20 protein-coding genes are annotated in these 23,559 nt (G+C 74.0%); 10 read left to right on the top strand and 10 right to left on the bottom strand.

Features of this window, described 5'->3' with window-relative positions; genetic code table 11:
• Window positions 1–39: 39 nt before the first annotated feature.
• Genes SJY06_RS07760 through SJY06_RS07750 form a run of 3 tightly spaced genes read right to left on the bottom strand, consistent with a single transcriptional unit; the run spans window position 40 to window position 4,817 of the window.
• The gene (locus tag SJY06_RS07760) at window positions 40–2,715 is read right to left on the bottom strand and encodes a cation-translocating P-type ATPase (protein ID WP_380166286.1); all 2,676 of its coding nucleotides are present in this window, start codon (window positions 2,713–2,715) and stop codon (window positions 40–42) included.
• Window positions 2,712–3,749 (bottom strand): type I glyceraldehyde-3-phosphate dehydrogenase, encoded by a 1,038-nt coding sequence (gene gap / locus SJY06_RS07755; RefSeq protein WP_380166284.1) that lies wholly within the window; start codon window positions 3,747–3,749, stop codon window positions 2,712–2,714. Before gap ends, SJY06_RS07760 begins: the two co-directional genes overlap by 4 nt.
• A gap of 57 nt (window positions 3,750–3,806) precedes the next feature.
• The gene (locus tag SJY06_RS07750; RefSeq protein ID WP_380166282.1) at window positions 3,807–4,817 is read right to left on the bottom strand and encodes a zinc-dependent alcohol dehydrogenase; all 1,011 of its coding nucleotides are present in this window, start codon (window positions 4,815–4,817) and stop codon (window positions 3,807–3,809) included.
• Window positions 4,818–5,083: 266 nt separating this feature from the next.
• Between SJY06_RS07750 and SJY06_RS07745 the strand changes: the two genes are divergently transcribed.
• The 3 genes from SJY06_RS07745 to SJY06_RS07735 all read left to right on the top strand — a co-directional run bounded on the left by SJY06_RS07745 (window position 5,084) and on the right by SJY06_RS07735 (window position 6,520).
• Window positions 5,084–5,482, top strand: coding sequence for an ABC transporter ATP-binding protein (locus SJY06_RS07745; protein ID WP_380166280.1), 399 nt, complete (start codon window positions 5,084–5,086; stop codon window positions 5,480–5,482).
• Between the two features lie 94 nt (window positions 5,483–5,576).
• On the top strand, window positions 5,577–5,903 hold the full coding sequence (locus SJY06_RS07740; protein ID WP_380166278.1) for a 2TM domain-containing protein: 327 nt from the start codon (window positions 5,577–5,579) through the stop codon (window positions 5,901–5,903).
• Window positions 5,900–6,520, top strand: coding sequence for a hypothetical protein (locus SJY06_RS07735; RefSeq protein WP_380166276.1), 621 nt, complete (start codon window positions 5,900–5,902; stop codon window positions 6,518–6,520). The genes SJY06_RS07740 and SJY06_RS07735 overlap by 4 nt, the downstream gene beginning before the upstream one ends.
• Before the next feature lie 41 nt (window positions 6,521–6,561).
• On the opposite strand, the gene SJY06_RS07730 is transcribed toward SJY06_RS07735, so the two are convergent.
• The 5 genes from SJY06_RS07730 to SJY06_RS07710 all read right to left on the bottom strand — a co-directional run bounded on the left by SJY06_RS07730 (window position 6,562) and on the right by SJY06_RS07710 (window position 12,312).
• Window positions 6,562–7,704, bottom strand: coding sequence for a DUF6544 family protein (locus tag SJY06_RS07730; protein WP_380166274.1), 1,143 nt, complete (start codon window positions 7,702–7,704; stop codon window positions 6,562–6,564).
• Window positions 7,701–8,069 carry a nitroreductase/quinone reductase family protein gene (locus tag SJY06_RS07725; protein WP_380166272.1) on the bottom strand — a complete coding sequence of 123 codons (369 nt, stop codon included), beginning with the start codon at window positions 8,067–8,069 and terminating at the stop codon, window positions 7,701–7,703. The genes SJY06_RS07730 and SJY06_RS07725 overlap by 4 nt, the downstream gene beginning before the upstream one ends.
• A 38-nt stretch (window positions 8,070–8,107) precedes the next feature.
• Entirely contained in the window at window positions 8,108–9,700 is a 1,593-nt protein-coding gene (locus SJY06_RS07720) for an alpha/beta fold hydrolase (RefSeq protein WP_380166270.1), read from the bottom strand.
• On the bottom strand, window positions 9,697–10,677 hold the full coding sequence (locus SJY06_RS07715) for a hypothetical protein (protein ID WP_380166268.1): 981 nt from the start codon (window positions 10,675–10,677) through the stop codon (window positions 9,697–9,699). The genes SJY06_RS07720 and SJY06_RS07715 overlap by 4 nt, the downstream gene beginning before the upstream one ends.
• Before the next feature lie 117 nt (window positions 10,678–10,794).
• Window positions 10,795–12,312, bottom strand: a complete 1,518-nt coding sequence (locus SJY06_RS07710; protein ID WP_380166266.1) for a GAF domain-containing protein — start codon at window positions 12,310–12,312, stop codon at window positions 10,795–10,797.
• 212 nt (window positions 12,313–12,524) lie between these two features.
• Between SJY06_RS07710 and SJY06_RS07705 the strand changes: the two genes are divergently transcribed.
• From SJY06_RS07705 to SJY06_RS07685, 5 genes are all read left to right on the top strand, one after another.
• Entirely contained in the window at window positions 12,525–13,406 is an 882-nt protein-coding gene (locus SJY06_RS07705; RefSeq protein WP_380166264.1) for a universal stress protein, read from the top strand.
• 58 nt (window positions 13,407–13,464) lie between these two features.
• Complete coding sequence (locus SJY06_RS07700) at window positions 13,465–14,112, top strand: response regulator (RefSeq protein WP_380166262.1); 648 nt, start codon at window positions 13,465–13,467, stop codon at window positions 14,110–14,112.
• A gap of 88 nt (window positions 14,113–14,200) precedes the next feature.
• Window positions 14,201–15,769 (top strand): DUF4389 domain-containing protein, encoded by a 1,569-nt coding sequence (locus SJY06_RS07695; protein ID WP_380166260.1) that lies wholly within the window; start codon window positions 14,201–14,203, stop codon window positions 15,767–15,769.
• 460 nt (window positions 15,770–16,229) lie between these two features.
• Window positions 16,230–17,333: an Acg family FMN-binding oxidoreductase gene (locus SJY06_RS07690; protein WP_380166258.1), complete on the top strand. Its 1,104-nt coding sequence runs from the start codon at window positions 16,230–16,232 to the stop codon at window positions 17,331–17,333.
• A 247-nt stretch (window positions 17,334–17,580) separates the two neighbouring features.
• Window positions 17,581–18,429 (top strand): SGNH/GDSL hydrolase family protein, encoded by an 849-nt coding sequence (locus SJY06_RS07685; RefSeq protein ID WP_380166256.1) that lies wholly within the window; start codon window positions 17,581–17,583, stop codon window positions 18,427–18,429.
• A 397-nt stretch (window positions 18,430–18,826) separates the two neighbouring features.
• On the opposite strand, the gene SJY06_RS07680 is transcribed toward SJY06_RS07685, so the two are convergent.
• Window positions 18,827–19,429, bottom strand: a complete 603-nt coding sequence (locus SJY06_RS07680; RefSeq protein ID WP_380166254.1) for a DUF2231 domain-containing protein — start codon at window positions 19,427–19,429, stop codon at window positions 18,827–18,829.
• Window positions 19,430–19,592: 163 nt separating this feature from the next.
• Between SJY06_RS07680 and SJY06_RS07675 the strand changes: the two genes are divergently transcribed.
• Window positions 19,593–20,258 carry a BON domain-containing protein gene (locus tag SJY06_RS07675; RefSeq protein WP_380166252.1) on the top strand — a complete coding sequence of 222 codons (666 nt, stop codon included), beginning with the start codon at window positions 19,593–19,595 and terminating at the stop codon, window positions 20,256–20,258.
• A 24-nt stretch (window positions 20,259–20,282) separates the two neighbouring features.
• Window positions 20,283–21,044: an MIP/aquaporin family protein gene (locus tag SJY06_RS07670; RefSeq protein WP_380166250.1), complete on the top strand. Its 762-nt coding sequence runs from the start codon at window positions 20,283–20,285 to the stop codon at window positions 21,042–21,044.
• A gap of 86 nt (window positions 21,045–21,130) precedes the next feature.
• Here the strand turns inward: SJY06_RS07670 and SJY06_RS07665 are convergent, their stop codons facing one another.
• Window positions 21,131–23,482, bottom strand: coding sequence for a heavy metal translocating P-type ATPase (locus SJY06_RS07665; protein WP_380166248.1), 2,352 nt, complete (start codon window positions 23,480–23,482; stop codon window positions 21,131–21,133).
• Window positions 23,483–23,559: the final 77 nt, after the last annotated feature.

Genomic DNA, 23,559 nt, shown 5'->3' with positions numbered 1-23,559 from the left:
CCGAGTCGGTCCCGAGCCGAACCCGGGGTAGGCGCGTCTTCACGAGCGCTCCGATGCCGTCGGTCGGGTGGGCGGGTCACTGGCCCTGCGGCGGTTGTCGTGGACCCGCAGCAGCTCGACCGCGACGTAGACCAGCCCGGCGTAGGCGACCCCGACCAGCCACGGGAACCAGCCCACGGGCGCCGTGCCGAACAGCACGTGCATGAACGGCGCGTAGGTGAAGACGACCTGCAGCGCGACGGCGGCGGCGATCCCGCCCAGGAGCCAGGGGTTGCTGCGCCAACCGATCTCCCGCAGCGACCGGTCGAAGGACCGGCACGACAGCAGGTAGGCCGCCTCGACGAGGACGAAGAGGTTGACCGCGGCGGTGCGTGCCTCGGCGACGTCCGTCCCCAGGCCCAGCAGGAGCTGGAACAGCCCGAACGCCCCCAGCAGGAGCAACGCGGACACCAGCAGCATCCGGACCAGCTGGGACCGGCCGACCAGCGGCGCGTCGGACGCCCGCGGGGGCCGCGTCATGATGCCGGGCTCCTTGGCCTCGATGGCCAGGGGCAGGCCGAGCAGGACCGCGCTGGTCAGGTTGACCCACAGGATCTGGACCGGGGTGATGGGCAGCTGGGTGCCGAGCAGGATCGCGGTGAGGATGACGAGTCCCTGCCCGATGTTGGTCGGCAGCGCGAAGGTGATGAACTTGACGAGGTTGTCGAAGACGCCGCGGCCTTCCTCGACGGCGGCCTCGATGGACGCGAAGTCGTCGTCGGTGAGGACCATGTCCGCGGCCTCCTGCGCGACCTCGGTGCCCCCGCGCCCCATCGCGACCCCGATGTCCGCCTGCTCCAGCGCGGGGGCGTCGTTGACGCCGTCGCCGGTCATCGCCACCACCTGGCCGAGGGACTGCAGGGCCCGGACCAGGCGCAGCTTGTCCTCCGGCGACACCCGGGCGAACACGTCGGTGCGGGCGGCCACGTCCGGCAGGTCGGCGTCGGCGACCGCGGCCAGCTCGCGACCCGTCATGACGACCGGCGTCCGCCCGAAGCCGGCGAGCCCGACCTGCTGGCCGATGGACCGGGCGGTGGCCGCGTGGTCACCCGTGATCATGGTGACCCGCACGCCGGCCCGTAGGCACGCCGCGATCGCGCCCACCGCAGCCGGGCGGGGCGGGTCCGTCATGGCGACCAGGCCGACCAGCTCGAGGTCGACGGCGTCCAGGTCCTCGACCGACAGTGTCCGGGCGGCCGGGGCCGGCCCCGTCGCGCACGCCAGGACGCGCAGACCCTCCGCGGCCAGGCCGTCGACGAGGTGGTGCCAGGCCGTGGCCTCCAGCGGCCTGGGCCCGTCCGGTCCACGCTCGGTCCGGCAGCGCGCCATGACGGCCTCGGCCGCGCCCTTGACGTGGACCACGTCACGGGCGCCGGCGGGGCCGGTGTGCCGGGTGGCCATCAGCCGCCGCTCGGAGGCGAAGGGCAGAGTGGCGGTCCTGGGGGCGGAGGCCACCACCTGGCGCACGGCCACGCCATCGCTCTCGGCGGCGGTGAGCAGGGCCGTCTCGGTCGGGTCGCCCAGGTAGCCACCGTCCGAACCGGCGTGGGCGTCGTTGCACAGCACGCCGATCGCCACCAGCAGGCGGGCCGTGGGGCCGGTCCCCTCGTCGTCGTGGCCCGGCCGGTGGGTGCCGGCCGTGGTGACGACCTCCACGACGGTCTGCCGGTTCTGGGTCAAGGTCCCCGTCTTGTCGGTGCAGATGGTGGTGGTGCTGCCGAGCGTCTCCACCGCGGGCAGCCGGCGCACGATCGCTCCGTGCCGGGCCATCCGGGTGACCCCGATGGCCAGGGTGACGGTCACCACGGCCGGAAGGCCTTCCGGGATGGCCGCGACCGCCAGCGCGACGGCGGCGGTGACGATGTCGACCAGGGGCTGGCCGCGGAGCAGGCCGACGACGAACGCCACCGCGGCCAGGGCCAGGATCACCCCGGTCAACCACCGGCTGAACGTGGTGATCGTCCGGGTGAGCGGGGTGGCCAGGTCGTCGGCGCTGCCCATCAGGCGGTGCACCCGGCCCAGCTCGGTGTCCGGGCCGTGCGCGACGACCACCCCGCGACCCCGACCCCGGGTGACCAAGGTCCCCGACCACGCCATGTTCGTGCGGTCCGCCAGCAGCGCCTCGCCCGGCAGGCGCATCGCTTCCTTGGTGACCGGCAGCGACTCACCGGTCAGCGTCGACTCGTCGACGGTGAGCTCCTCGACGGACACGAGGCGCAGGTCAGCCGGGACGCGCTCGCCCTCGGCCAGCACGACGACGTCCCCCGGAACGACGTGCTCGCTGCTCACCTCGTGGGCCTGGCCGGACCGCAGGACGGTCGCGTTGTCCTCCACCATCTGCGACAGCGCGTCCAGCGCCCCCTGCGCCTTCTGCTCCTGCACGAAACCCACCACCGCGTTGGCGGTCACGACGGCGCCGATTACGCCCGCGTCGACCGCCTCGCCGAGCGCCGCGGCGGCGACGCCGGCCACGACCAGCACGTAGACCAGGGGGTCGTTCAGCTGGCGCAGGAACCGGACGACGGCGGGCTCCCGCCGGATGGTCGGCAGCCGGTTGGGGCCCAGGCGCTTCAGCCGCTCACCGGCAACGGCCTCGGACAACCCGTGCTCGCCGTCGGTGCCGAGCAGCACGACCAGCTCGTGCACCGGTAGCGAGTGGTGCGTGGACGTCGTCATGCAGGGGCAGCGGTCGCTGCCCGCGGCAGGAGGGTCCTGGCCACCACGTCGACCAGGTCGACGGTCCGCTGGGCGTAGCCCCACTCGTTGTCGTACCAGCCGAACACCTTGACCGTGCTGCCGACGGCCTTCGTCAGCTCGGAGTCGAACAGGCACGAGGCCGACTCGCCGACCACGTCCTGCGACACGACGGGGTCGTTCGTGTACCGGAGGATCCCCTTCAGCGGACCGTCGGCAGCGAGCTCGAACGCCGCGTTGACCTGCTCGGCGGTGACGGAGTCCCGCACCCGCACCGTCAGGTCGACCAGCGACCCGTCGACCACGGGCACGCGCACGGCGACCCCGTCCAACCTCCCCGCCAGGCGCGGCAGGACCTGACCGATGGCCCGGGCCGCGCCGGTGGTGGTGGGGATGATGTTGACGGCCGCCGAACGGGCTCGCCTCAGGTCCTTGTGCGGCCCGTCCAGCAGGTTCTGGTCGGAGGTGTAGCTGTGGATGGTCGTCAGCAGCCCTTCCTCGATCCCGAACGCGTCGTCCAGCACCTGCGCCATCGGGGCGGCGCAGTTCGTGGTGCACGACGCGTTGGAGATGACGTGGTGCGTCGCAGGGTCGTACAGCTCGTCGTTGATGCCCATGACCAGGGTGGTGTCGACGCCGGTCCCCGGTGAGGTGAGCACGACCTTGCGCGCCCCGGCGGCCAGGTGGGTGGCAGCCTTCTCGCGGGTCCGGAACCGACCGGTCGCCTCGATCACCACCTCCACCCCGACGCCGGCCCAGTCCAGCAGGGCGGGATCGGGCTGCTGCGTGATGCGCATGAAGCGACCATCCACGGTCACGTCGTCCCCCACGAGCTCGGCCAGGTGGGTCCACCGGCCGTAGGTGGAGTCGTGCCGCAGCAGGTGCACCACGGTCGCCGGCGGCGCCACGTCGTTGATGGCCACCACGTCGAAGCCGAGGTCCTGCCGCTGCAGCACGCTCCGCAGCACGTCCCGGCCGATGCGACCCATGCCGTTGATGCCCACACGTACGTTCATGACTGCTCCCAGGTCGTGACGGTCAGGTGACGTGCTCGAGCGCATGGACCGGACCCGCTACATCCGGATGACCAGGCGGGCGGGGGTGCGCCCGGCGAGGACGTCGTCGAAGGACTCGTTGATGCCCTCCAGCGACCGCTCCTCGACGATGACGCGGGTCCGTCCGGCGGCGTGCAGCGCGAACACCTCGGTGAGGTCCTGCCGGGTGCCGACGATGGAACCGATGACGCTGATCCCCTTGAGCACCGTGTCGAAGACGGGCAGGTCGAGGTGGCCGTCCTTGGGCAGCGAGACCAGCACGAGGCGCCCGCCCCGGCGCAGGGATGCGAACGCCGCGCTGATCGAGTCCGGCTGGACGGCCAGGGCGATGGCGACGTCGGCGCCACCGAGGCGCTGCACGGCTTCGGCGGGGTCCTCGACGCCGGCGTCGACGGTGTACGTCGCGCCGAGCTGCTTGGCGAGCTCGAGCTTGTCGGCGGTCACGTCGATCGCGACGACCGTGGCCCCGGCGATGACGGCGTACTGCACCGCGAGGTGCCCCAGCCCGCCGATGCCCACGACGCTGACGAGGTCGCCCGTGCGGACGCCCGCGACCTTGACGGCCTTGTAGGTGGTGAGCCCGGCGCAGGCCAGCGGGGCGGCGTCCATGGGGTCGACACCGGCGGGAACGGCGACCGCGAACCTGGCGTCGGCCACCGCGTAGTCGGCGTAGGCCCCGTCGACGGAGTACCCGGTGTTCTGCTGCGCCTCGCACAGCGTCTCCCAGCCGGAGACGCAGTAGCGGCAGCTGCCGCAGGCCGAGCCCAGCCACGGCAGGGCGACCCGGTCGCCGACCTGGTGCTCGGTGACGCCGTCACCCAGCACCTCGACCACCCCGACGCCCTCGTGACCGGGCACGAACGGCGCGGTCGGCGTCACCGGCCAGTCGCCGCGGGCGGCGTGGATGTCCGTGTGGCAGATGCCGGACGCCTCGATCCGGACCAGGACCTGGCCGCGCGCCGGGGCGGGGACGTCACGCTGGAGGATCTCCAGGCGGGACCCGAGGGTGGGGACGACGGCTGCGCGCATGGTGATCCTCCTGGCAGCGGTCGGAGCCGGTCGGGGTGCGGGGCACCTCGGGGGAACGGCTCTCGGCTGCCACGACGACTGTCGCTCTCGAGCGCGACCCCGGTCAGGGACGAAGGTCCTGGGACCAGACGGACCGTCGGCCCAGGGGTGGCGCCGGGCCCGACGGGGACAGGAGCCCTGCCGGGCCCTCTGCCAGCGAGGGGCACCCCATGACCACCGTGCGCACCGACCGTCCCGACCGCACCGACCGGTCACCCTGACTTGCGGTGGTCATCGCCCGGGTCGTGCACGCCAGCAAGGTCTACGGGATGGCCGACGCCCAGGTCGCCGCGCTCGACGACGTCAGCGTGGGCTTCCACGCCGGGGAGTTCACAGCGATCATGGGGCCCTCCGGATCCGGCAAGTCCACCTTGATGCACACCCTGGCCGGCCTGGACACGCTGTCGTCGGGGCAGGCACTCATCGGGGAGACCGACCTCGCGACCCTGTCCGACGACGAACGCACCGTGCTGCGCCGGGACCGGCTCGGTTTCCTGTTCCAGGCGTCCAACCTGATCCCCACGCTCACGGCGGAGGAGAACATCACCCTGCCGGCCGACCTCGCGGGTCGACAGGTTTCCCTGCGACCAGGTCAGCGTCGTCTGCGGCTCGCGGTGAGGACCTAAGCCCCTGGTCGGAGGCCGCCACGGGCGGGACGCTGACGGGCAGGGTGCCCATCACGAGGTGGTCATCGATCAGCCCCGGACGAGAGAAGCGGTCATGCCCGAGCCAACCTCCACCACCAGGGTCCGACCGGATCCGGACCGCCCCCTCGCACCGGAGGCCGAGCGCACCGAGCGCACCCTGCGCCGTGCGGCCGTGACGCGGTTGGAGAACCGGACGGACCTGCGGACCCACCTGCTCACCTACGTGCTCGTCATCAGCATGCTGATCGGCATCTGGGCCATGAGCGGCGGCGGCTTCTTCTGGCCGTTCTACCCCATGGCCGGCTGGGGCGTCGGTCTGGCCCTGCACGCCTACGGCGTCTGGTCCACCGCACCGACCGAGGCCCAGGTCCGCGCCGAGCTGCAGCGGATGACCCGATGAGCAGCTCCCGCCGGGGGCTGGCTCTCCTGGTCGTGACGGCGGTCGTCGGCAGCGCGGCCCTTCGCCGGTTCTCACGCTGGGGAGCCACCGGGGCCGAGGTCCACGGTGCGTTGCCGGGCGACGAGCTGGTCCCGCACGCGGACGTCTCGACGACCCGGGCGATCACCGTCCGGGCGCCTGCGGAGACCGTGTGGCCGTGGCTGGTCCAGATCGGTCAGGGGCGCGGTGGCTTCTACTCCTACGACGGGATCGAGAACCTCCTCGGCCTGGACATCCACAGCGCCGACCGGGTCATGCCCGAGCACCAGTCCGTGGCGGTCGGGGACACCATCCGGTTGGCGGCCGAGGTCCCCCTGGCGGTGGCTGTGGTCGAGCCCGACCGGGCCCTGGTGCTGCAGGGCTCCGTCCCGATGGGTGACACACCCGCGCCGTACGACTTCACGTGGACCTTCGCCCTGGGCGACGACGGCGGCGGGGCGACCCGGCTCGTCGTGAGGGAGCGCTACGGCTACCTGCAGTGGTGGGCCAGGCTGCTCGTCAGACCGCTCACCGTGGTCAGCTTCGTGATGACGCGGCGGATGCTGCACGGTGTGAGAGACCGCGCCGAACGGCGGTGACGCGGTCTGCGTCTACTCGCCCTCGGGCATCATCTGCGTCCTCACGGTGCGTTGTACTCGATGTCGTCGAGGTAGAGGTCCAGGTAGCTGAACCGCCCTTCGGGCTCCGGCGCGGACCACATGCCCTGCCCCGCCGACACCACCCGCCGCCCGTCCTGGTCGCGGTGGGCCGACAGCGGCGTCGACCACTCCTGCTGCACGAAGGACCTCCCGTCCGCGGAGGCACGGCTCCGGTCGTCGGAGACGAAGTCGACGAGGTCGTGGTCGTCGTCGAACGTGAGGACGGCCGACACGGTGTGGGCGCCGTTGGTGAGCTCGCCCCGCACGTGGTGCTCGTCGACCGGGGTCCAGGTGACGGCTGCGTCCGCGATGGCCCCCGGGGCCAGGACCACGAGGTCGTTGAACACCGTGACGGTCTCCCCCCGGTCCATCGTCGGACCGGCCGCGTCCACCATGGGCACGACCGAGGCCAGGGTGACCTCCATGGTCGCGGTCGTGCCGACGTACTGGTGCAGCACGGTGACGGGAAGCCCCGAACGGGTGGCGTGCATGAGGAACGCCCGCTGCGGCCGCGACCCGAAGGTGTTGACCTGCTTGCCGGTGAACGACATCCAGGCCTCGCCCGGTCCGCTGCGGATACGACCGTGGAAGGTCGCCGACAGGCTCGTGACCCGTGGTTCACCGACGGCCCCCGAGCGGCGGACGTAGGCCGCGAGAGGGGCGGGCAGGGGCGCCAGGTCGGCCTCGGTCAGGACGGAGGGGGAGGCCTCGACCTCGGCCGTGGCCTCGGACACCTGCCGGTCCCACCGGGCGTCGAAGCTGGTCGGTCCCACCGAGGCGAAGCCGTAGCCGGCCACGAGCAGCATCAGGACGTTGGCGATGGTGCCGTACCGGGCGTCGCTCCAGGACGTCACGACCAGGACCTGCGACAGCACGGCCGCGACCAGCACGACCAGCCACCACCAGGTCGTCGTCCCGACCGCGAGCAGAGCGGCGGAGGTGAGCACGAGCAGCGCCGCGACGAGCCAGGCGCCGCCGGCCCACGCCCCGATCGGCTCGGTGAGCTGCGGCACGGCCGCCCAGCCCAGCCCCTTCGCCGCCCCCAGCAGGTGGACGACCCCGTGGCCCGCGACCACGGCCACCACCACCCAGCGGACCATCTCCGTGACCACGGGGCCGCTCATGCCGGTCCCTCAGGCGGGACCGCCTGAGCCGGCGGGTCCAGCGGGGGCTGCAGCTCGGCCTCGACCACGACGCGACGGCCGTCCAGGACGACACGGGCCGTCGCGTCGTACGACTGCCCCGCCAACCGCAGCCGGAGGGGGTGGGGCTCCCGGAAGTTCCGCCACCACGTCTTGCGTCCGGGCATGCCGACCCGGATGGTCACCGTCCGGCCGTCCCGCGCGTACCCGGTGACGAGTCGGTACTCACGACCGGACCTCCGCCCCGTGTACCGCAGGACAGCCAGGTTCCTGCCGAGGCCGCGTCCGGTCCCGCTCCCCAGCAGCCTGACGAGCAGCCGGTTCACCGCACCTGCCGTGGTGGGCACCGGCCCGTCGTCCCGCCGGGACGACCGGGTGCCTGCGGTCACGGGGCCGCCGCCGGCCCCGAGGTCTCGGCGAGCACCGTGCCGACCATGAAGTCGGCGAACTCCTCCGGCTGCTCCCACAGCGGCCGGTGACCCGAGGTCTCCGCCACCACCAGCTGCTTGCGTGGTGCCTCCAGCAGGGCGAACCACTCCTGGGCCAGCCCTGCCCGGCTCGCCGCCTCGTGCCGGCCCTGGAACAGGTAGACGGGCACGTCGAGGCTTGCGGCGTCCACGCGGAAGTCGATGTCCTGGATCTGCGGATAGAGCACCGAGGCGGTGTCCAGGAAGCCGCCGAGGTTGTGCACCTTCTCGATGAGGCTGTACTCACCGACGAAGATGCCCTCGCTCATCTGCCCCGGCCCCTCGGCGTTGGCGCTGTGGTCGTAGGGGTACACGTCCGGCTCGGACGACAGGGTGGTCTCGTAGTCGAGCATCACCTCGTACGGGGGTGGCCCGGCCGTCAGCATGCGGTCCACCAGGTCGGTGTCGCCGGTGTCCTCGGCCCACACCAGGGTGTCGGCGTAGGTGATCTGGTCGGTGACCCGGGGGCTGACCATCTGACCGGACCCGATGAACGCGGCGAACAGGTCGGGGCGCTGCTGGACCGCCAGCACGCCGAGGATGCTGCCCCACGACTGCCCGAGCAGGTAGATCCGGTCCTGGCCGAAGCGTTCCCGCAGGTGCTCGGAGACCTCGACCGTGTCGTCGACGGCCGCCTGCAGCGTCATCGTGCCGGTCGGGTCGAGCTGGTCGGCGGACTTGCCGGTCCCCCTCTGGTCCCAGGTGACCACCACGAAGTCCTCCTCCAGCCGCTGCCCGTGATGGCGCATCGCGCCGAGCTCCGTCCCGCCGGGACCACCGGCCAGCAGCAGCAGGACGGGGTTGTCCGTGCTGTTGCCGCGGACCATCATCGACAGGTCGTGGCCGCCGACCTCCACCTCGACCAGCTCGGCGACGCTCCCGGCCAGCGGGCCGCCGTCGGCGGCGAGGACCGGGTCGGTGCGAGCGGGGACGGCGACCGCGGCCGCCAGCGCCACCAGGGCGAGACCGGTGAGGACGGCGACCCCTCCCCGCAGGACCGCACCGACTCGGCCCCACGGCCCCCGTGCCGGCGCATCCGGTTCCGTCCGGTGCGTCCTGCGCTGGCTCCGGCGGGCCAGCGCCGCGCCCCCGACCGCCCCCAGCAGTATCGGCGCCAGGGTGAGCAGGCCGTGGAACCCCCGGCCCGTCACCAGGGCGAAGAGGCCGTACTCGCTGAGGTGGATGCCGTCGACGAGCGGCCCGGTCGTGCTCAGACGGGTCAGCTCGAACATGGCGGCGAAGCAGACCGGGCCGAGGAGCAGCGCCCAGCGGGAGCGCAGCAGGACGCCGACGGCCACCCCGACCGCCAGGCTGATCAGCATGGCCGCCAGCGCCTGGGTGGCCGTCATGGGTCCACGCGGGGTCCACAGGCCTGCGGCGTTGCCCCACACGAGCGGCGCCGCCGCCGCGAGGCCGAGCCGCAGCAGGCCGTCGCGCCACGGAGGCCGCCGACGTGCGGGTGGCGAGCCCGGGGTGTCGGTGCCGTCCCGTCGTTCCACGAGCGCGGTCATGGGACCGTCGGCGCGACCGGGGACGTCGACGCCTCCGCCCAGCTCGCCACGGTCACCACCAGCTGCGGGAACAGCCGACCGTGTCGCCCACCGAGGTCCCGAGCAAGGTCCTGAGCGGGGTCACGCAGGGGCACGGGATCGTCGCGGTGCTCCATGACCACGGCCTGGAGGCCGCTTCGGGGCGCGAGCACCGACAGCCGCGCCACGGCCTGGCCGGTCGCGGCCCAGTCGCTGCTGCTGTCGCCGCGCGTGCTCAGGACGAGGTCGGTCCGCTCGGAGCGGCCGTCCAGATCGAGGCCTGCCCCGCGGACGGCGCCCGTGAGGTCGACGGACGCCCGGCCGCGCGCAGGCGCGCACCGGCCCGCCAGCTGCTCGATGCTGATGCGACCACCGTCGGGGCCCGTCGGGTCCACCCGGGTCTCGTGCCCCCCACAGCGCTCGCGAGCCGGCCGCCACACCGGCGCGTCGAGCAGCGGGTGGTCGTGCGTCGCGACCCGGTCCGCCAGGACCACCGACCGTGAGGCGTCCGGGACCGGGTCCACCCGGACCCCCAGCACCGCCACCTGCGACTGCAGGACCGCAACGAACCGGTCGAGGTCAGACGTGGCCGGCAGCGGACGACACGTGCCCCGTGACGGGACGGCGCCGGCGGCCCTGGGCTCGTCCGGCGCGGGGTCGGGGTCCTCCTGGGGCCCACGCGGCCGGGACAGGACGGTGACCAGGTCGGCGCTGTCCAGTCGCCCCAGGAGGAGGACCTGGGGAGGCAGACCGAGGTCGAGCAGGCTGAGACGCAGGTGGGCGACCACCGCTCCGCAGGCCATGACGAGCCCGCGTTCGGCCACGGTCACCGCAGTTGCGCCGGCGGCCGCGGTGAAGCGGAGCCGGTGCCCGTCGGCGGACACGGAGAACGCGTCGGGGTGGGGGCAGGGCGTGGCTCGCGGTGCCCGACCGCGCACCACCGTCGGGGGTCGGTCCACGGTCACGGTCACGGTGTCGCTCCGAACTGGGGTCGCCCTGCCGGCTCGCCGAGGCTCCCTGCCACCTCGACGACACCCAGGTTGACCGACACCGGTCCGGGCGCACAGGGTCGAAAGTCACATCTGCGGGGGCAGGCCGGCGGTCGGCAACGGGACCGACCAGCGCAGCCGGGTCCCGCGACCGTCCCGGGCGCCGACCTCGAACGACCCGCCGGACTCCGAGGCCCGGCGCGCCAGGTTGCGCAGGCCGCTGAGCCGCGCGGTGGCGGCGATCCCGACGCCGTCGTCCACGACCTCGACGGTCAGGTCGTGGGCGTCGACCGAGACCAGGACCTCGACCCGCGTCGCCGCCGCGTGACGGCCGACGTTGGTCAGCCCCTCACGGAGCACCGCGAGCAGGTCGGGGTACATGTCCACCGGCACGAGCAGGTCGAGCGGACCGCGGAAGGTGACCTCCGGCGGTCCCGCGAGGATCACCGTCGTCGCGTTGACGACGGCCAGCACCTCGGCACGCACACCGCCGGAACGGTGCGCCGGGCGGTTCAGGTCGAAGATCGTCGTGCGGATCTGCCGGATGGTGGCGTCGATCTCGTCGATCTGCGCGTTGAGCCGGTCGACCTCCGGCCCCGGCCCCAGCACGGCGCAGACGCTCTGGATGTTGAGCCCGGCGGCGAACAGCCGCTGGACGACGTGGTCGTGCAGGTCCCGGGCGATCCGGTCCCGCTCCTCCAGGGCCCTGGTCCGGCTCCCGGCCAGGCGCGCGTCGGCGCGTTCGAGGGCCAGGGCCGCCTGCCCGGCGAACGACGCGACGACCTCCAGGTCGAACGCGGTGAACCGGGGTGAGCCGCGGTCACGCACCAGCAGCAGGCTCCCGTGCACCCCGGCCGCGGTCAGCAGAGGGACGGCCATGGCCGGCCCGAGGCTCGGCGCAGGCAGCCTCGACAGGCTCGTGACGCGGTCCCGGACCTGCGGCCGACCGGTGCTCATGCAGAGCCCGACCATGCTCGTCCCCGCGGGCAGGACGGTCCTGGTGACCTCGTCCCGTCGTCCGCCCACCGCGTGGTCGACCACGAGCTCGCCGTGCGGGTCCCCCGGGAGCAACGGCAGGACCACCGCGACCAGGTCGGCCCCGGCCAGCTCGAGGACCCGCTGCGCCACCAGGTCCAGGGCGTCGTCCGCGTCGCTGGTCAGCAGCTGGCGCGTGATCTGCGCCGAGGCCACCGACCACTGCTCGCGGCGGCGGCTGTCCTGGAACAACCGGGCGTGGGAGATGGCGACCCCGGCCGTGGCCGCCAACGCCTCCAGCAGCTCCTGGTCGATGGCGGTGAAGGCGTCGGGACGCGGGTCGCTCAGGTTGAGGTGGCCGAGCACCTCGTCACGGACCCGGACCGGGACCCCGAGGAAGCTGCCCGCGGCCGGCGCTCCCCCGGGACCGCCGACGCCGACCTCGATGACCTGCTCCGGTCGGCCGTCCGGTCCCACGGTGCCGATCGCCCCGTAGGCGGCGCCGACCAGCTCGGTGGCTGCCTCGACGATGTGGCTCAGCACGGCCGGCAGCTCCAGGTCCTGCCCGACGAGCTTGTTGGCCGCCAGCAGCCGCTGGAGTCGCGCGGCCACCGCCGTGGGCGTGGGCACTATCGCGGCGCGGTGCGCGCCGAGGACCCGCGGGGTCCGCGGACGCTGCGAGGGTCGCCCGGCCGTGCGGCCGTGGGGCCCGTCAGGAGGGGATCTCGGTGGGCCACAGCCCCAGTAGAGCAGCACGGCCGGATCGGCACCGGGACGAATGTCCCGACGACGAGGGTCTCGGGCCCCTGGCCCACCGCACGGGCACCGCCCAGGGTGGGTGCATGACCTTGCAGGCAGCACCGGGCAGCATCGTGGTCGGCGTCGACGGCTCGCCCGGTTCCGACCTGGCGCTGGACTGGGCCGCCGACGTGGCGGCGGCCGAGCGCCGCCCCCTCACCCTGCTGCACGGCGTCGACCCGGCCGTCGTCGCCGGCGCGGGTGACTACCCCGGCGCGACGGTCGACCACGCACGTCTGGCCGAGCAGATCCGGCTCGAGGACGACGCCATGATGTCGTCCGCGGCCTCCCGCGCCCACGGTCGTCACCCGGACCTCGACGTGCACCCGGTGCTCACCAGGTCCGACCCGCGGAGCGCCCTGCTCGACCTCAGCGCGCAGGCGGCCATGGTCGTCATCGGTTCGCGGGGCCGCGGCCCGGTGGCCTCCTTGCTGCTCGGGTCCGTGGGTGTCGCGGTGGCCCGGCACGCGTCGTGCCCCGTGGTCGTGCGCCGACCCGGTGGCCGCGACGCCGACGGCGTCCTGGTCGGGGTGGACGGGACGGCGCAGTCGTCGCCGCCTGTGGAGTTCGCCTACCGGGTGGCCGCGCTGCGGTCCGTCCCGCTGACCGTGATGCACTGCCGCCAGGACGGGACACGGGGACCGGCTGCGAGCGGGGGCTCCGACCCCCAGGAGCTCGGCGACGAACGGGTCCTCGTGGCGGAGTCGATCGCCGGGATGCGCGAGAAGTACCCCGACGTCGACGTCACGGTCCGCCTCGTCCACGGGTCGCCCGCCGAGGAGCTGCTGTCCGCCGCGGCGGGCTGCGGGCTGCTCGTGGTCGGGCACCGCCGGCTGTCCCCCGTGCGTAGCCTCGTCCACGGCTCCGTCGCCACCACCGTCGTCGAGCACGGCACCGGTCCGGTGGCGGTCGTCCCGTCCGGGTGACCCCGGGCAGGCGCCACGACGTCCCTCGCGAGGGGCGCACCCGAGGGGAGGGACGGACATGACGGGACCGACGATCCGGGTCTACCTGCTCGACGACCACGAGGTCGTGCGCCAGGGCCTGCGGACGCTGCTGGAGGGCGCCGGCGACATCGAGGTGGTCGGGGAGTCCGGGTCCGCCGTCGAGGCCACCCGCCAGATCCTCGCCCTGCGACCCGACGTCGCGGTGCTCGACGGCCGCCTCAAGGACGGCACCGGCGTCGAGGTGTGCCGCGACATCAGGTCCGCCCGGCCCGGGGTCCACGCCCTCGTGCTGACGTCGTACGACGACGACGAGGCGCTCTTCTCCGCCATCATGGCCGGCGCGTCCGGCTACGTGCTCAAGGAGATCAAGGGCACCGACCTGATCGACGCCGTCCGTCAGGTGGCCGCCGGGCACTCGCTCATCGACCCCGCCCTCATGGCCCGGGTGCTCGACCGGGTCCGCAACCCCGCCACCGTGGCGCCCCAGCTCGCCGGCCTGACCGAGCAGGAGCTCAGGCTCCTGGGTCTGATCACCGAGGGCCTGACCAACCGCCAGATCGCCGAGCAGATGTTCCTGGCCGAGAAGACGGTCAAGAACTACGTCTCCAACATCCTGGCCAAGCTCGGCCTCGAGAGCCGGACCCAGGCGGCCGTGCTGGCCTCCCGGCTCCTCGACCAGCCCTGACGGTGACGTAGGTCCCGCCCTGCGGGACCAGTCGCCACCTAGCGTCGAGACCGGTCGCAGCCCCACCCCCTTCTACGGAAGAACCCTCATGTCGTCTCCCACGGAGCCGAACGTCGCCCGGCACGCCCCCGTCGTCGTCCGAGCGAGGGTGGACGCGCCCCTCAGCCGGTGGCTGTGGCTGGTCAAGTGGGTGCTGCTGGTCCCGCACTACCTGGTGCTGATGCTGCTGTCGGTGGCCTTCGTCGTGGTCGCCGTGATGGCCCTCGTCGCGATCGTCGTCACCGGCCGGTACCCCCGGGACCTGTTCGAGTTCAACCTCGGGGTGCTCCGCTGGTCGTGGCGGGTGGCCTGGTACGGCTACAGCGGCCTCGGCACCGACCGGTACCCGCCCTTCACCCTCGCGGCGGTGCCCGACTACCCCGCCACGCTGGACATCCCCTACCCGGAGGCCTCACCCCGCGGGCGGTCGCTGCTGCAGTGGTGGCTGCTGCCTGCGCCGCACTACCTGCTGCTGGCCGTCCTGCTGTCCGGCGTCAGCTGGGTCGTCGTGGCGGACCGGCTCGACCAGCCCGGCCTCACCATCGGTTCGAGCGGGCTAATCGGCGTGCTGGCGTTCTTCGCCGGGGTCGTGCTGCTGACCGGACGCCCCTACCCGAAGGACCTCTTCGGGCTGCTCGTCGGGATCGACCGGTACGTGCTGCGCGTCGTCGCGTACGCCTCGCTCATGACGACGGCCTACCCGCCGTTCCGCCTCGACCAGAGCGGCGACGAGCCGACCGCACCCGGGTCCGGCCCCACCGCCGTCGACCTGCGGGAGCCCGCGTCGAACGGCATCGCCGGTGGTGCTGCTCCCACTTCCTCCCCCGGCGCCCCCGACCACGCCACCACCGACCGCGCGACCGCGCGTACCGGTGCGGTGCTGGCCCGGGTGCTCGGCGTGCTGCTGATCCTGCCCGGCCTCGCCCTGACGGGACTGGGCGCGGTGGGCCTGGGGTCCGCCGACGACACCGTCGACGGAGCGTTCGTCCGCTCGCCCACCCGGCTGCTGGAGACGACCACCGCAGCCATCACGACAGGCCCGGTCGAGCTGGAGCTCGGCGCCGACCCGTCCGCGTGGTTGCCCGACCGCTGGGAGGAGCTGCGTCTGGAGGTGACGTCGACCGACGACAACCCCGTCTTCGTCGGCATCGCCCCGCGGGCGGACGTCGACGCATGGCTGAGCGGGGTGGCGCACGACCGGGTCCGGACCACGGGCCTCAACGACGCCGTCCTCTACGACCGCATCGACGGCGGCCCGGACGCCGGCGCACCGACCGAGCAGACGTTCTGGGTCGCGTCCTCCGCCGGCACCGGCCCCCAGGACGTCGTCTGGGGGCTGGAAGCAGGTGAATGGGTGGCCGTCGTGGCCGCGACCGACGGGACCCCGGGAGTGAGCGCCGACGTCAGCGTCGCCGCCCGCGCACCGGTCGTCGCCTGGGGCTCGGCCGCCGCCCTGGCCGTCGGGATCCCCCTGCTGCTCGGCGGGCTCCTCCTGCTCGTGCTCGGGGTGATCGCCGGTCGACGGCGGCGGACGCCGTCGGACGGCGGGCCCGCACCGGTGCTTGCCTCTCCCCCGCCTCAGCCGTCCCCGGTGGGCGCCGGGACGGCCGCCCGATGAGCCGGAGAGGCGACCGGTCAGCGGCCGAGGGAGCCAGGGCTGCGGCGCCCAGCGCGTCCGGGACCGGGTTGGGGGTCGCGATCGGAGCCGGCCTCGGCCTCACCCTCGGCGTGGTCCTGGGTGGGGGGTCCGGGCTGGCCATCGGGATCGCGGTCGGAGCCGGCGTCGGTGTGGGCCTGGGAGCGATCTGGGACAGCCGCGCCATCTCAGCGTCGCGGCTGTGGCGTCGACCACGGCGGTCTCGGGAGCGCACCGGGCGATCGCCCCGGGTCCGGCCGTGACGGCACCTTCGCCACGGGTCCCCTCTGCGCCTCCGGTCGACGGTGGCGACGCGCCTACCCCTGCCGCAGCCGCGCCCGCCACCCGTCCTGCCGACGACCAGCCGGCCTCCGACCGCACGCCGTCACCCTCCCGGCGCACCCTGCTGCGGGCGGTCGGCGTCGTCGCCGGCACCGTCCTCGTGGCGGGCACCGGAGCCCTGGGATACCGCGTCCACGAGACCGCGGCCCTCGACCCGGGGCACGGGGCAGCGTTCGACCCGTGGCAGCGATGGCGCGAGGAGCCCGGTCCCCTGGGGGCGGTCGCGGCAGCTCTGCTCGCCGCCAACCCCCACAACACACAACCGTGGCAGTTCGCCGTCCGGGACACCGAGGTGGACCTGTACGCCGACCCCGACCGCACCACCGGGAGCCTGGACCCGTACCTGCGCGAGCAGCACGTCGGCCTGGGGTGCGCCCTGGAGAACCTCGTGCTCGCCTGCCGTGCCCGCGGGCTCCAGCCGGACGTCACGCTGCTCCCCAACGAGACCGACCCGACCTGGGTGGCCCACGTCGTCCTGAACACCTCGGTCCCGCGCGACGACGTCCTGCACGAGGCCATCCCCTCCCGCCACACCGACCGTGGGCCCTTCGGCCCCGGCACGCTGTCCGCGGCCGAGCTGGCCGACCTCGTCGACGCCACCGACCTGCCCGGGGTGCAGGTGCAGTGGCTGGACTCCCCCCAGGACGTGGCAACCCTCGGTGAGGTCCTCGTCGACGCAGCCACCGCCCTGGTCGCCGACGACGACCAGAGCCGGGACGGCTTCGTCTGGTTCCGCGGGACCGACGCCGAGGTGCAGCGGTACGCCGACGGCCTGACGTTGGACGCGCAGGGTCTGAGCCCGCTGATGCTCACCGCGGCCAAGCTCCTACCACCGTCCACCCGTGCCGCCGGCGACACCTTCTGGCTGGACCAGACCCGCGACGTGCACACCGCGACCGCCGCCGCCTACGGCGTCATCACCGTCCCCGACGTCGACGATCGCGGGGCCCAGCTCGTCGCGGGCCGGCTGCTGCAGCGGGTGCACCTCACCGCGACCGACCGGGGCGTGTCGCTCCAGCACATGAACCAGATCACCGAACGGATCGACCGGGCCCGGGTCACGGGTGCCCGCGACACCTTCGCCCCGCGCCTGGCGGCGCTGCTGCCGCCCGGCGGCCGCCCGCTGGTCGCCTTCCGGGTCGGGCTCCCCACGCGCGAGACGCGCAGCAGCCCACGCCGGCCGCTGGCCGCGGTCGTGCGCTGAGGCCGACGCGCCTGCATCGATCATGGACACCCATCGCATCGGAACGGACAGACGAGAGGCACACGATGGCAGCACCGCGCACCGACGGCCCTGACCTCACGCGGCGAGCGGCGAGCGGCGGCGCCCAGCGAAACCGCACCGTCCTGCGCATCGTCGTGGGCAGGGCGGCCGGCAGGGCGTTCGTCCACGCCGCCTGCAGCCTGCTGGGGACGACTCCATGACACGACGGGTAGGCCACCCGGCCCGCGTGGGACTGCAGGTGCTGGGCGTGGCCGCCCTCGTCGTCTGGGCGGTGAAGCTGGTCCAGGTCACCCGTAGCGTCTCCCGGGCCGCCCAGTTCTGGTCCGTGCCGCAGGGCGAACCGGGCGACCTGCTGTACGTCGCCCTGGGCGACTCCACCGCCCAGGGTGTCGGGGCCAGCCGACCCGACCGCGGTTACGTCGGCCTGATCGCCCAGCGGTTGCGTGCGCAGACGGGACGGGCGGTGCAGGTCGTCAACCTGAGCACCTCCGGCGCCCGGATCGACGACGTCGTGACGCAGCAGGTGCCCCGGATGACCGGCCTGGAGCCGGACCTGATCACGGTCGGCATCGGCGGGAACGACCTGCTGGACTACGACCCGGTGGAGTACGTGCAGCAGGTTGCCGCCCTCACCGGGGCCCTACCCTTGGGGGCCGTCGTCGCCGATGCCCCCTACATGATGCACGGGCACTGGGAGCGCGACGCCGAGGAGGCCGCCGCGCAGATGACGCGACTCGGTCACGCCCACGGGCTGGTCGTCGCGCCCCTGCACGACGCCCTCCGTCGGGAGGGCTGGTCAGCCATGACCAACCAGTTCGCAGCGGACCTGTTCCACCCCAACGACCGCGGTCACCGGGTATGGGCGGACGCGTTCTGGAAGAGCATCCGTGAGGCGTCGGCCTCGAACCCTGAGCAGGGAGGCACCCGCATGACGCAAGAGGCCGCGACCGTCGAGGCACCGTTGGACCCCACTGGCCTCGGGGTGTGGGAGTACGAAGGGGGACACCTCGTCGAGGACACCGGCGGGGCCGTCCGCGCCCCGTCCACCGACACGAGCAGCAGGCCGGCGTCGTGACGCACGTTCGGCGCGGGTAGCCCTCCCAACGGTGCGTGCGTGGCGGGCGGTCCTCCCTACCGCCCGTGCTCGCCACGTGCCGAAGACCGACTCGACTGCCCCGCCTGACGGGCCACAAGGGCGCAGTCGACCGCGCCCAGGCACAGGTCAGCGGGCAAGCAGGTCACCGCCGAGACGTTCGTGAGGACGGTGACCTGATGACGTCCTCCTGCCGCGCGGGCGGGACCCGGCGGTGCAGGCGGCTCATCCCTCCACCGGGACGGGGCGGGTACGGCAGACGCGCTCGGTCCCGAGGTCCATGGCAGGTGCTTCCTGGTCGGCAGACAGCATCACCGACGGAACCAGGACGCAGGTCCCGAGCCGTCGGCCGGGACACGGGAGGCAGTGCCGCCACCGCTCAGTCGTCGTCGTCGCCACCACCGGACGGCGCCGCTACGTCGCCCCACGCCGCCCTCGCCCCGCTGTGGCCGATCAGCACGGTCTGCACCAGCGTACCGGCCACGCCGGCCACCACCAGCAGCAGGGTCACCACGGCCGTCACGAGCACCCCGGCGCTGCGGGGCGTCGACCGGACCCGCGCCGGCGTACCCCGCACGTCCACAGCGCTCGGGCTGCGCCGGGCCGCGAGCCGGTCGCGCACCTGCAGGGCCACGGCAGCAACGGCGAGCACGACGACCCACACCAGCAGCCCTTCGCCCAGCTCGGAGTGCCGCTCCACGAGTCCGCTCTCACCGACCCGCGCCTCCAACGACTCCCCCGAGGACGTGGACAGCGGGGCCAGCACGACGGCCGCGACAGCCAGCGCGAGCGGCAGGAAGCCGGCCCACCGACGGAACCGCGGCCAGACCGCGGCCAGCGCGACGGACAGAGCAGCGGCGGGGACCACCACGACCGTGGCGTGAACGATCAACGGATGGATCGGAAGTCCGGCGATGGTGTCGAGCACGGTTGCTCCAGACGGGGCACGAGTGGCTGCGAGGAACGGTTGTCCCCAGACCATCGTGCGCGGCGGAGTCGAGGGCTCCCCCAGACGATCGTCCCCCTTGGCCCCTGGTCAGCCGTGGTACGGGGGCGACCGTGCTCGTCCGGATCGGGACCAAAGACTGCCGGGGGAGGCCGGATGGCACTGCCGGCGACCATCCCGTCCGGAGCACCGTCGTCCCATGACACAGACCCTGCACCCGTCCACCCACCTGCTGAAGACCCAGGTCGTCGACGAGCTCACCTGGACCCCCGAGGTGAACGCCGACCACATCGGCGTCGCCGTCACCGACGGAGCGGTCACCCTCTCCGGCGAGGTCACCAGCTACTCCGAGAAGGCAGCCGCCGTCCGAGCCGCCATGCGCCTGCGCGGCGTCACCGCCGTCGCCGACGACATCGTGATCCAGCACCCCTACGGGGAGCGACCGGACACCGAGGTCGCCGCCGACGCCGCCACCGCCCTCACCCGCATCCCCGGTGCCGGCGACGTCAAGGCCGAGGTCTCGAACCGCTGGATCACCCTGACCGGGCACACCACCTGGCACTACCAGCGTCAGACGGCCGTGCGGGCCGCGGAGGCGGTGCGCGGGGTCGCCGGCGTGACCAGCCTCATCACCATCTTTCCCGACCAGGCGTTCTCCGCCGCCGCGGCCACCGCCAACATCACCGCCGCGCTGCAGCGCAACGCCACCGTCGACGCCCACAACATCCACGTCAGCGCCGACGGCTCCACCATCGAGCTCACCGGGCACGTCAGCTCCTGGGCCGAGCTGCGACAGGCCACCCACGCCGCGTACGCCACCCCCGGCGTCACGCACGTCCGCAACCAGCTCCGCGTCACCCCCTGAGCGCACCCCACGACGAGGAGAACCATGCGAGAGCCCGCCGGTTCCGCCCTGACCGTCACGCTCCGACGACTCTTCGCCGAGGGCCTGGGGACCTACCTCCTCGTGCTTGTGGCCGCCGGTGCGGGTGTCGTGGACGCCGTCTCGGGAGGGGAGGTCGGCCGCGTGGCCACGGTCGCGGCCCCCGGGTTGCTCGTGCTCGCCGTGATCCTCTCCGCAGGCGCCGTCTCCGGCGCCCACCTCAACCCCGTGGTGACCCTCGCCTTCGCCGCCCGGGGGGACTTCAGGTGGACCCGGGTCCCGAGCTACGTCGCCGCGCAGCTGGTCGGGGCGGTACTGGCGGCCGTGACGCTGCGCGTCCTCTTCGGCGACGTCGCGCACGCGGGGGCGACCGTGGTGGGCCCCGGCTTCACCGCCGTCCAGGCCCTCTCGGTGGAGGTGCTCGCCACGCTCACGCTGGTGAGCACGATCCTCGGATCCTCCTCCGGCGCGCAGAACGTCGGACCGCTGTCGGCCATGGCCGTCGGCGCCGCGATCGCTCTCGGTGGCCTGTGGGCGGGCCCGGTCAGCGGGGCGTCCATGAACCCGGCCCGCTCCATCGGACCCCAGCTGGTCGACGGGGACGTCCACCTGCTGTGGATCTACCTGGTCGGCCCGGTACTGGGCGCGGGCCTGGCCGTCGCCGGTGCTCGCGTGCTCCGAGGACCCGGCGGCGGACCCGTGGGCACCCGGTCGGCGCAGGGTGACCTGCACAGCCCTGCCGCGGTCCGCAGCGACGCCGCGGCCTGACCGGGGTGACGATCCCCTTCCTGACGGAGGCGAGCCGGCGGCCCGGACGACCTGACCCCCGGCGCTCGACCTGCCGGTGGACGGGCTCAAGGCGTCGCACGGGTGGGGTGGACCAGGCTGAAGACCTCCTCCTCCTCCTGGGCCTCGTGCAGGCGCAGGACCGCGTACAACCCGTAGAGCAGCCCCCGCACCTCGACGACGTCCTCGGCGTCGAGGTCACGACCGTGCGGGCCGTCGACGGCCGCCTCGTGGGGGTCCCCGGGGCCGGGCAGCTCCCGGGACAGCAGTCGTCGCAAGGTGGCCACCTGGTGCTCGACCTCGGCGTGGGTGCGGCTCAGGCCGACCGTCGCCTGCGTGGTGCCGACGGCTCGCGCCAGCACGGGCAGCAGGTCTGCCTCCTCGGCCCGTTCGTGCGGGAGCAGGACCGCCTCCAGCTCCGCCAGCACCGCTCGGGCGGGGGCCAGGTCCGTCGTGGCGTCCGTCAGGGCGTCCGCGGTGCTGCGCAGCCGCTCCACGACGCCGGAGACGACGTCGTGCTGCAGGCGCAGCCGCGCGGTGGTGTCCCGGTCGGCCTGGTCCAGCTGCACCGTGTGCACCCGCCCGGGCAGCAGCGCGCGCAGCGCGATGGCGATGGCCAGCACGTCGACGACCTCCTGCACCAGCGCACCCGCGGCAGGGGCCAGCAGTCCCGCCGCCGCCACGACCATGGCCACCAGGGACAGGCCCATGCCCACCCCGGCCGCCTGCAGGGCGATGGTGCGGGACCGCCTCGCGACGAGCACCGCGTCGGCCAGTGCGTCGATGCGGTCGACCACGAGCACGACGTCGGCCGCCTCCGAGGACGCCGTCGCCCCGCGCGCGGCCAGCGCCACCCCCACGTCCGCTGCAGCCAGCGCCGGGGCGTCGTTGACCCCGTCACCCACCATCACCGTGACCCGGTCCCGGCCCTCGGCCCCGACGGCCGCCAGCTTGGCCGCCGGGTCGCGCTCCGCGAGCACCTCGTCCACGCCGACCAGGCGACCGACCGAGCGGGCCGTCTCCGTCCGGTCGCCCGTGAGCAGGACGACCCTCTCGAACCCCACCTCACGCAGGGCCCGCACCATCCGGGGCGCATCGGCGCGTACCGGGTCGTCCAGCAGCAGCACCGCGGCGGGACGTCCGTCCACCGCCACGAAGACCGTGAGCGAGCCGTCCAGGTCGGCCCGCCGGCGGGCCCGGAGCACCCACACCGGGGCGGCACCGGCCCCGTGGGCCCAGGCGGCCTTGCCGATCCTCACCGCACGACCCTCGACCGTGCCGTGCAGGCCGTACCCGTGCTCCTCATGGACCTGCGTGGGCAGCGTCAGCGCCAGGCCCCGGGCCGTCGCCGCGGACACGATGGCGCCGGCCATGACGTGGGGCGAGACCTGGTCCAACGACGCCGCCAGGCGGAGGGTCTCGTCGGGGTCGGTGCCGGGTCCGGCCGTGACCACGTCGCTCACCACGGGCCGGCCCTGGGTGAGGGTGCCCGTCTTGTCGAAGAGGACCACCTGCCCCGCGGCGAGCTGCTCCAGGGCCCCACCCCCCTTGATGACCACGCCCAGCCGGGCCGCCCGGGACAGCCCGGACATCACGGCGATCGGCGCGGCGAGCAGCAGCGGGCAGGGGGTGGCGACGACCAGCACGGCGACGGCCCGTACCGGGTCGCCGGACCACGCCCACGCCGCGGCCGCCAGCAGCAGGGTGAGCGGGACGAACATCACCGCGAAGCGGTCCGCGGTCCGCACTAGCGGAGCGCTCCCGGCCTGGGCCTGCTCCACCAGCCGCACGACCCCCGCGTAGGTGGACTCCCCGGCCAGGGACGTCGCGAGGAGCTCGACCGGGGCACCGGACACCACCACCCCGCTGCGCACGTCCTCACCGACGCCGCGCTCCACCGGGCGCGGCTCCCCCGTCAGCGCCGACTCGTCCAGCGTCGTGGCCCCGCACAGCCGGCCGTCCACCCCGACGACCTCCCCCGTGCCCACCAGGACGCGGTCGCCCCGCCGCACCTGGTCCACCGGCACCTCGACGACCGAGCCGTCCTGCACCCGCCGCGCCGTGCGCGGGGCACGGGCCACCAGCAGCCCGAGCTCGCGCCGGGCGCGGGCCGTCGCCCGCGCGTCCAGCAGCTGCCCGCTGGCCAGCATGACCGCCACCACGGCACCGGCCAGGGCCTCCCCCACCGCCAGGGACCCGGCCAGCGCCAGCACGGCGATGACGTCGACCGAGGGCCGACGCCGGCGAAGGGCCCCGATCGTGGTCACCGACGAGACGACCAGGCCCAGGGCCGTCGCCGCCGCCCACGGGTAGACGGCCAGGTCGGGTGACCCGAGCAGCCATGCCCCGGCGCCCGCGAGCAGCAGGACGGAGACCAGCGCGAACAGGACGACGGAGCCGCGAGCGCCGGTGAGGGGCATGGCACGACGCTAGGTCGCCCCCGACCACGCCCCCCGGGACCAAGGGCCTGCCGCGGGACGAACGTCCCTGGTCGGTA

Origin of the sequence: Jannaschia sp. R86511 (assembly GCF_042466345.1) — a bacterium.
Lineage (GTDB): Bacteria > Actinomycetota > Actinomycetes > Actinomycetales > JBBAYJ01 > Aquipuribacter.
The sequence above is the reverse complement of the archived record's forward strand: the minus strand, read 5'-3'. Positions and strand labels throughout refer to the sequence as shown.

Bases quoted from the DNA above. Each gene is read 5' to 3' on its own strand.
- gap (WP_380166284.1), bottom strand. From the start codon at position 3,749: ATGAACGTACGTGTGGGCATCAACGGCATGGGTCGCATCGGCCGGGAC.
- SJY06_RS07760 (WP_380166286.1), bottom strand. From the start codon at position 2,715: ATGACGACGTCCACGCACCACTCGCTACCGGTGCACGAGCTGGTCGTG.
- SJY06_RS07720 (WP_380166270.1), bottom strand. From the start codon at position 9,700: ATGACCGCGCTCGTGGAACGACGGGACGGCACCGACACCCCGGGCTCG.
- SJY06_RS07735 (WP_380166276.1), top strand. From the start codon at position 5,900: ATGAGCAGCTCCCGCCGGGGGCTGGCTCTCCTGGTCGTGACGGCGGTC.
- SJY06_RS07730 (WP_380166274.1), bottom strand. From the start codon at position 7,704: ATGAGCGGCCCCGTGGTCACGGAGATGGTCCGCTGGGTGGTGGTGGCC.
- SJY06_RS07705 (WP_380166264.1), top strand. From the start codon at position 12,525: ATGACCTTGCAGGCAGCACCGGGCAGCATCGTGGTCGGCGTCGACGGC.
- SJY06_RS07750 (WP_380166282.1), bottom strand. From the start codon at position 4,817: ATGCGCGCAGCCGTCGTCCCCACCCTCGGGTCCCGCCTGGAGATCCTC.
- SJY06_RS07740 (WP_380166278.1), top strand. From the start codon at position 5,577: ATGCCCGAGCCAACCTCCACCACCAGGGTCCGACCGGATCCGGACCGC.
- SJY06_RS07670 (WP_380166250.1), top strand. From the start codon at position 20,283: ATGCGAGAGCCCGCCGGTTCCGCCCTGACCGTCACGCTCCGACGACTC.
- SJY06_RS07675 (WP_380166252.1), top strand. From the start codon at position 19,593: ATGACACAGACCCTGCACCCGTCCACCCACCTGCTGAAGACCCAGGTC.
- SJY06_RS07695 (WP_380166260.1), top strand. From the start codon at position 14,201: ATGTCGTCTCCCACGGAGCCGAACGTCGCCCGGCACGCCCCCGTCGTC.
- SJY06_RS07665 (WP_380166248.1), bottom strand. From the start codon at position 23,482: ATGCCCCTCACCGGCGCTCGCGGCTCCGTCGTCCTGTTCGCGCTGGTC.
- SJY06_RS07700 (WP_380166262.1), top strand. From the start codon at position 13,465: ATGACGGGACCGACGATCCGGGTCTACCTGCTCGACGACCACGAGGTC.
- SJY06_RS07680 (WP_380166254.1), bottom strand. From the start codon at position 19,429: ATGGTCTGGGGACAACCGTTCCTCGCAGCCACTCGTGCCCCGTCTGGA.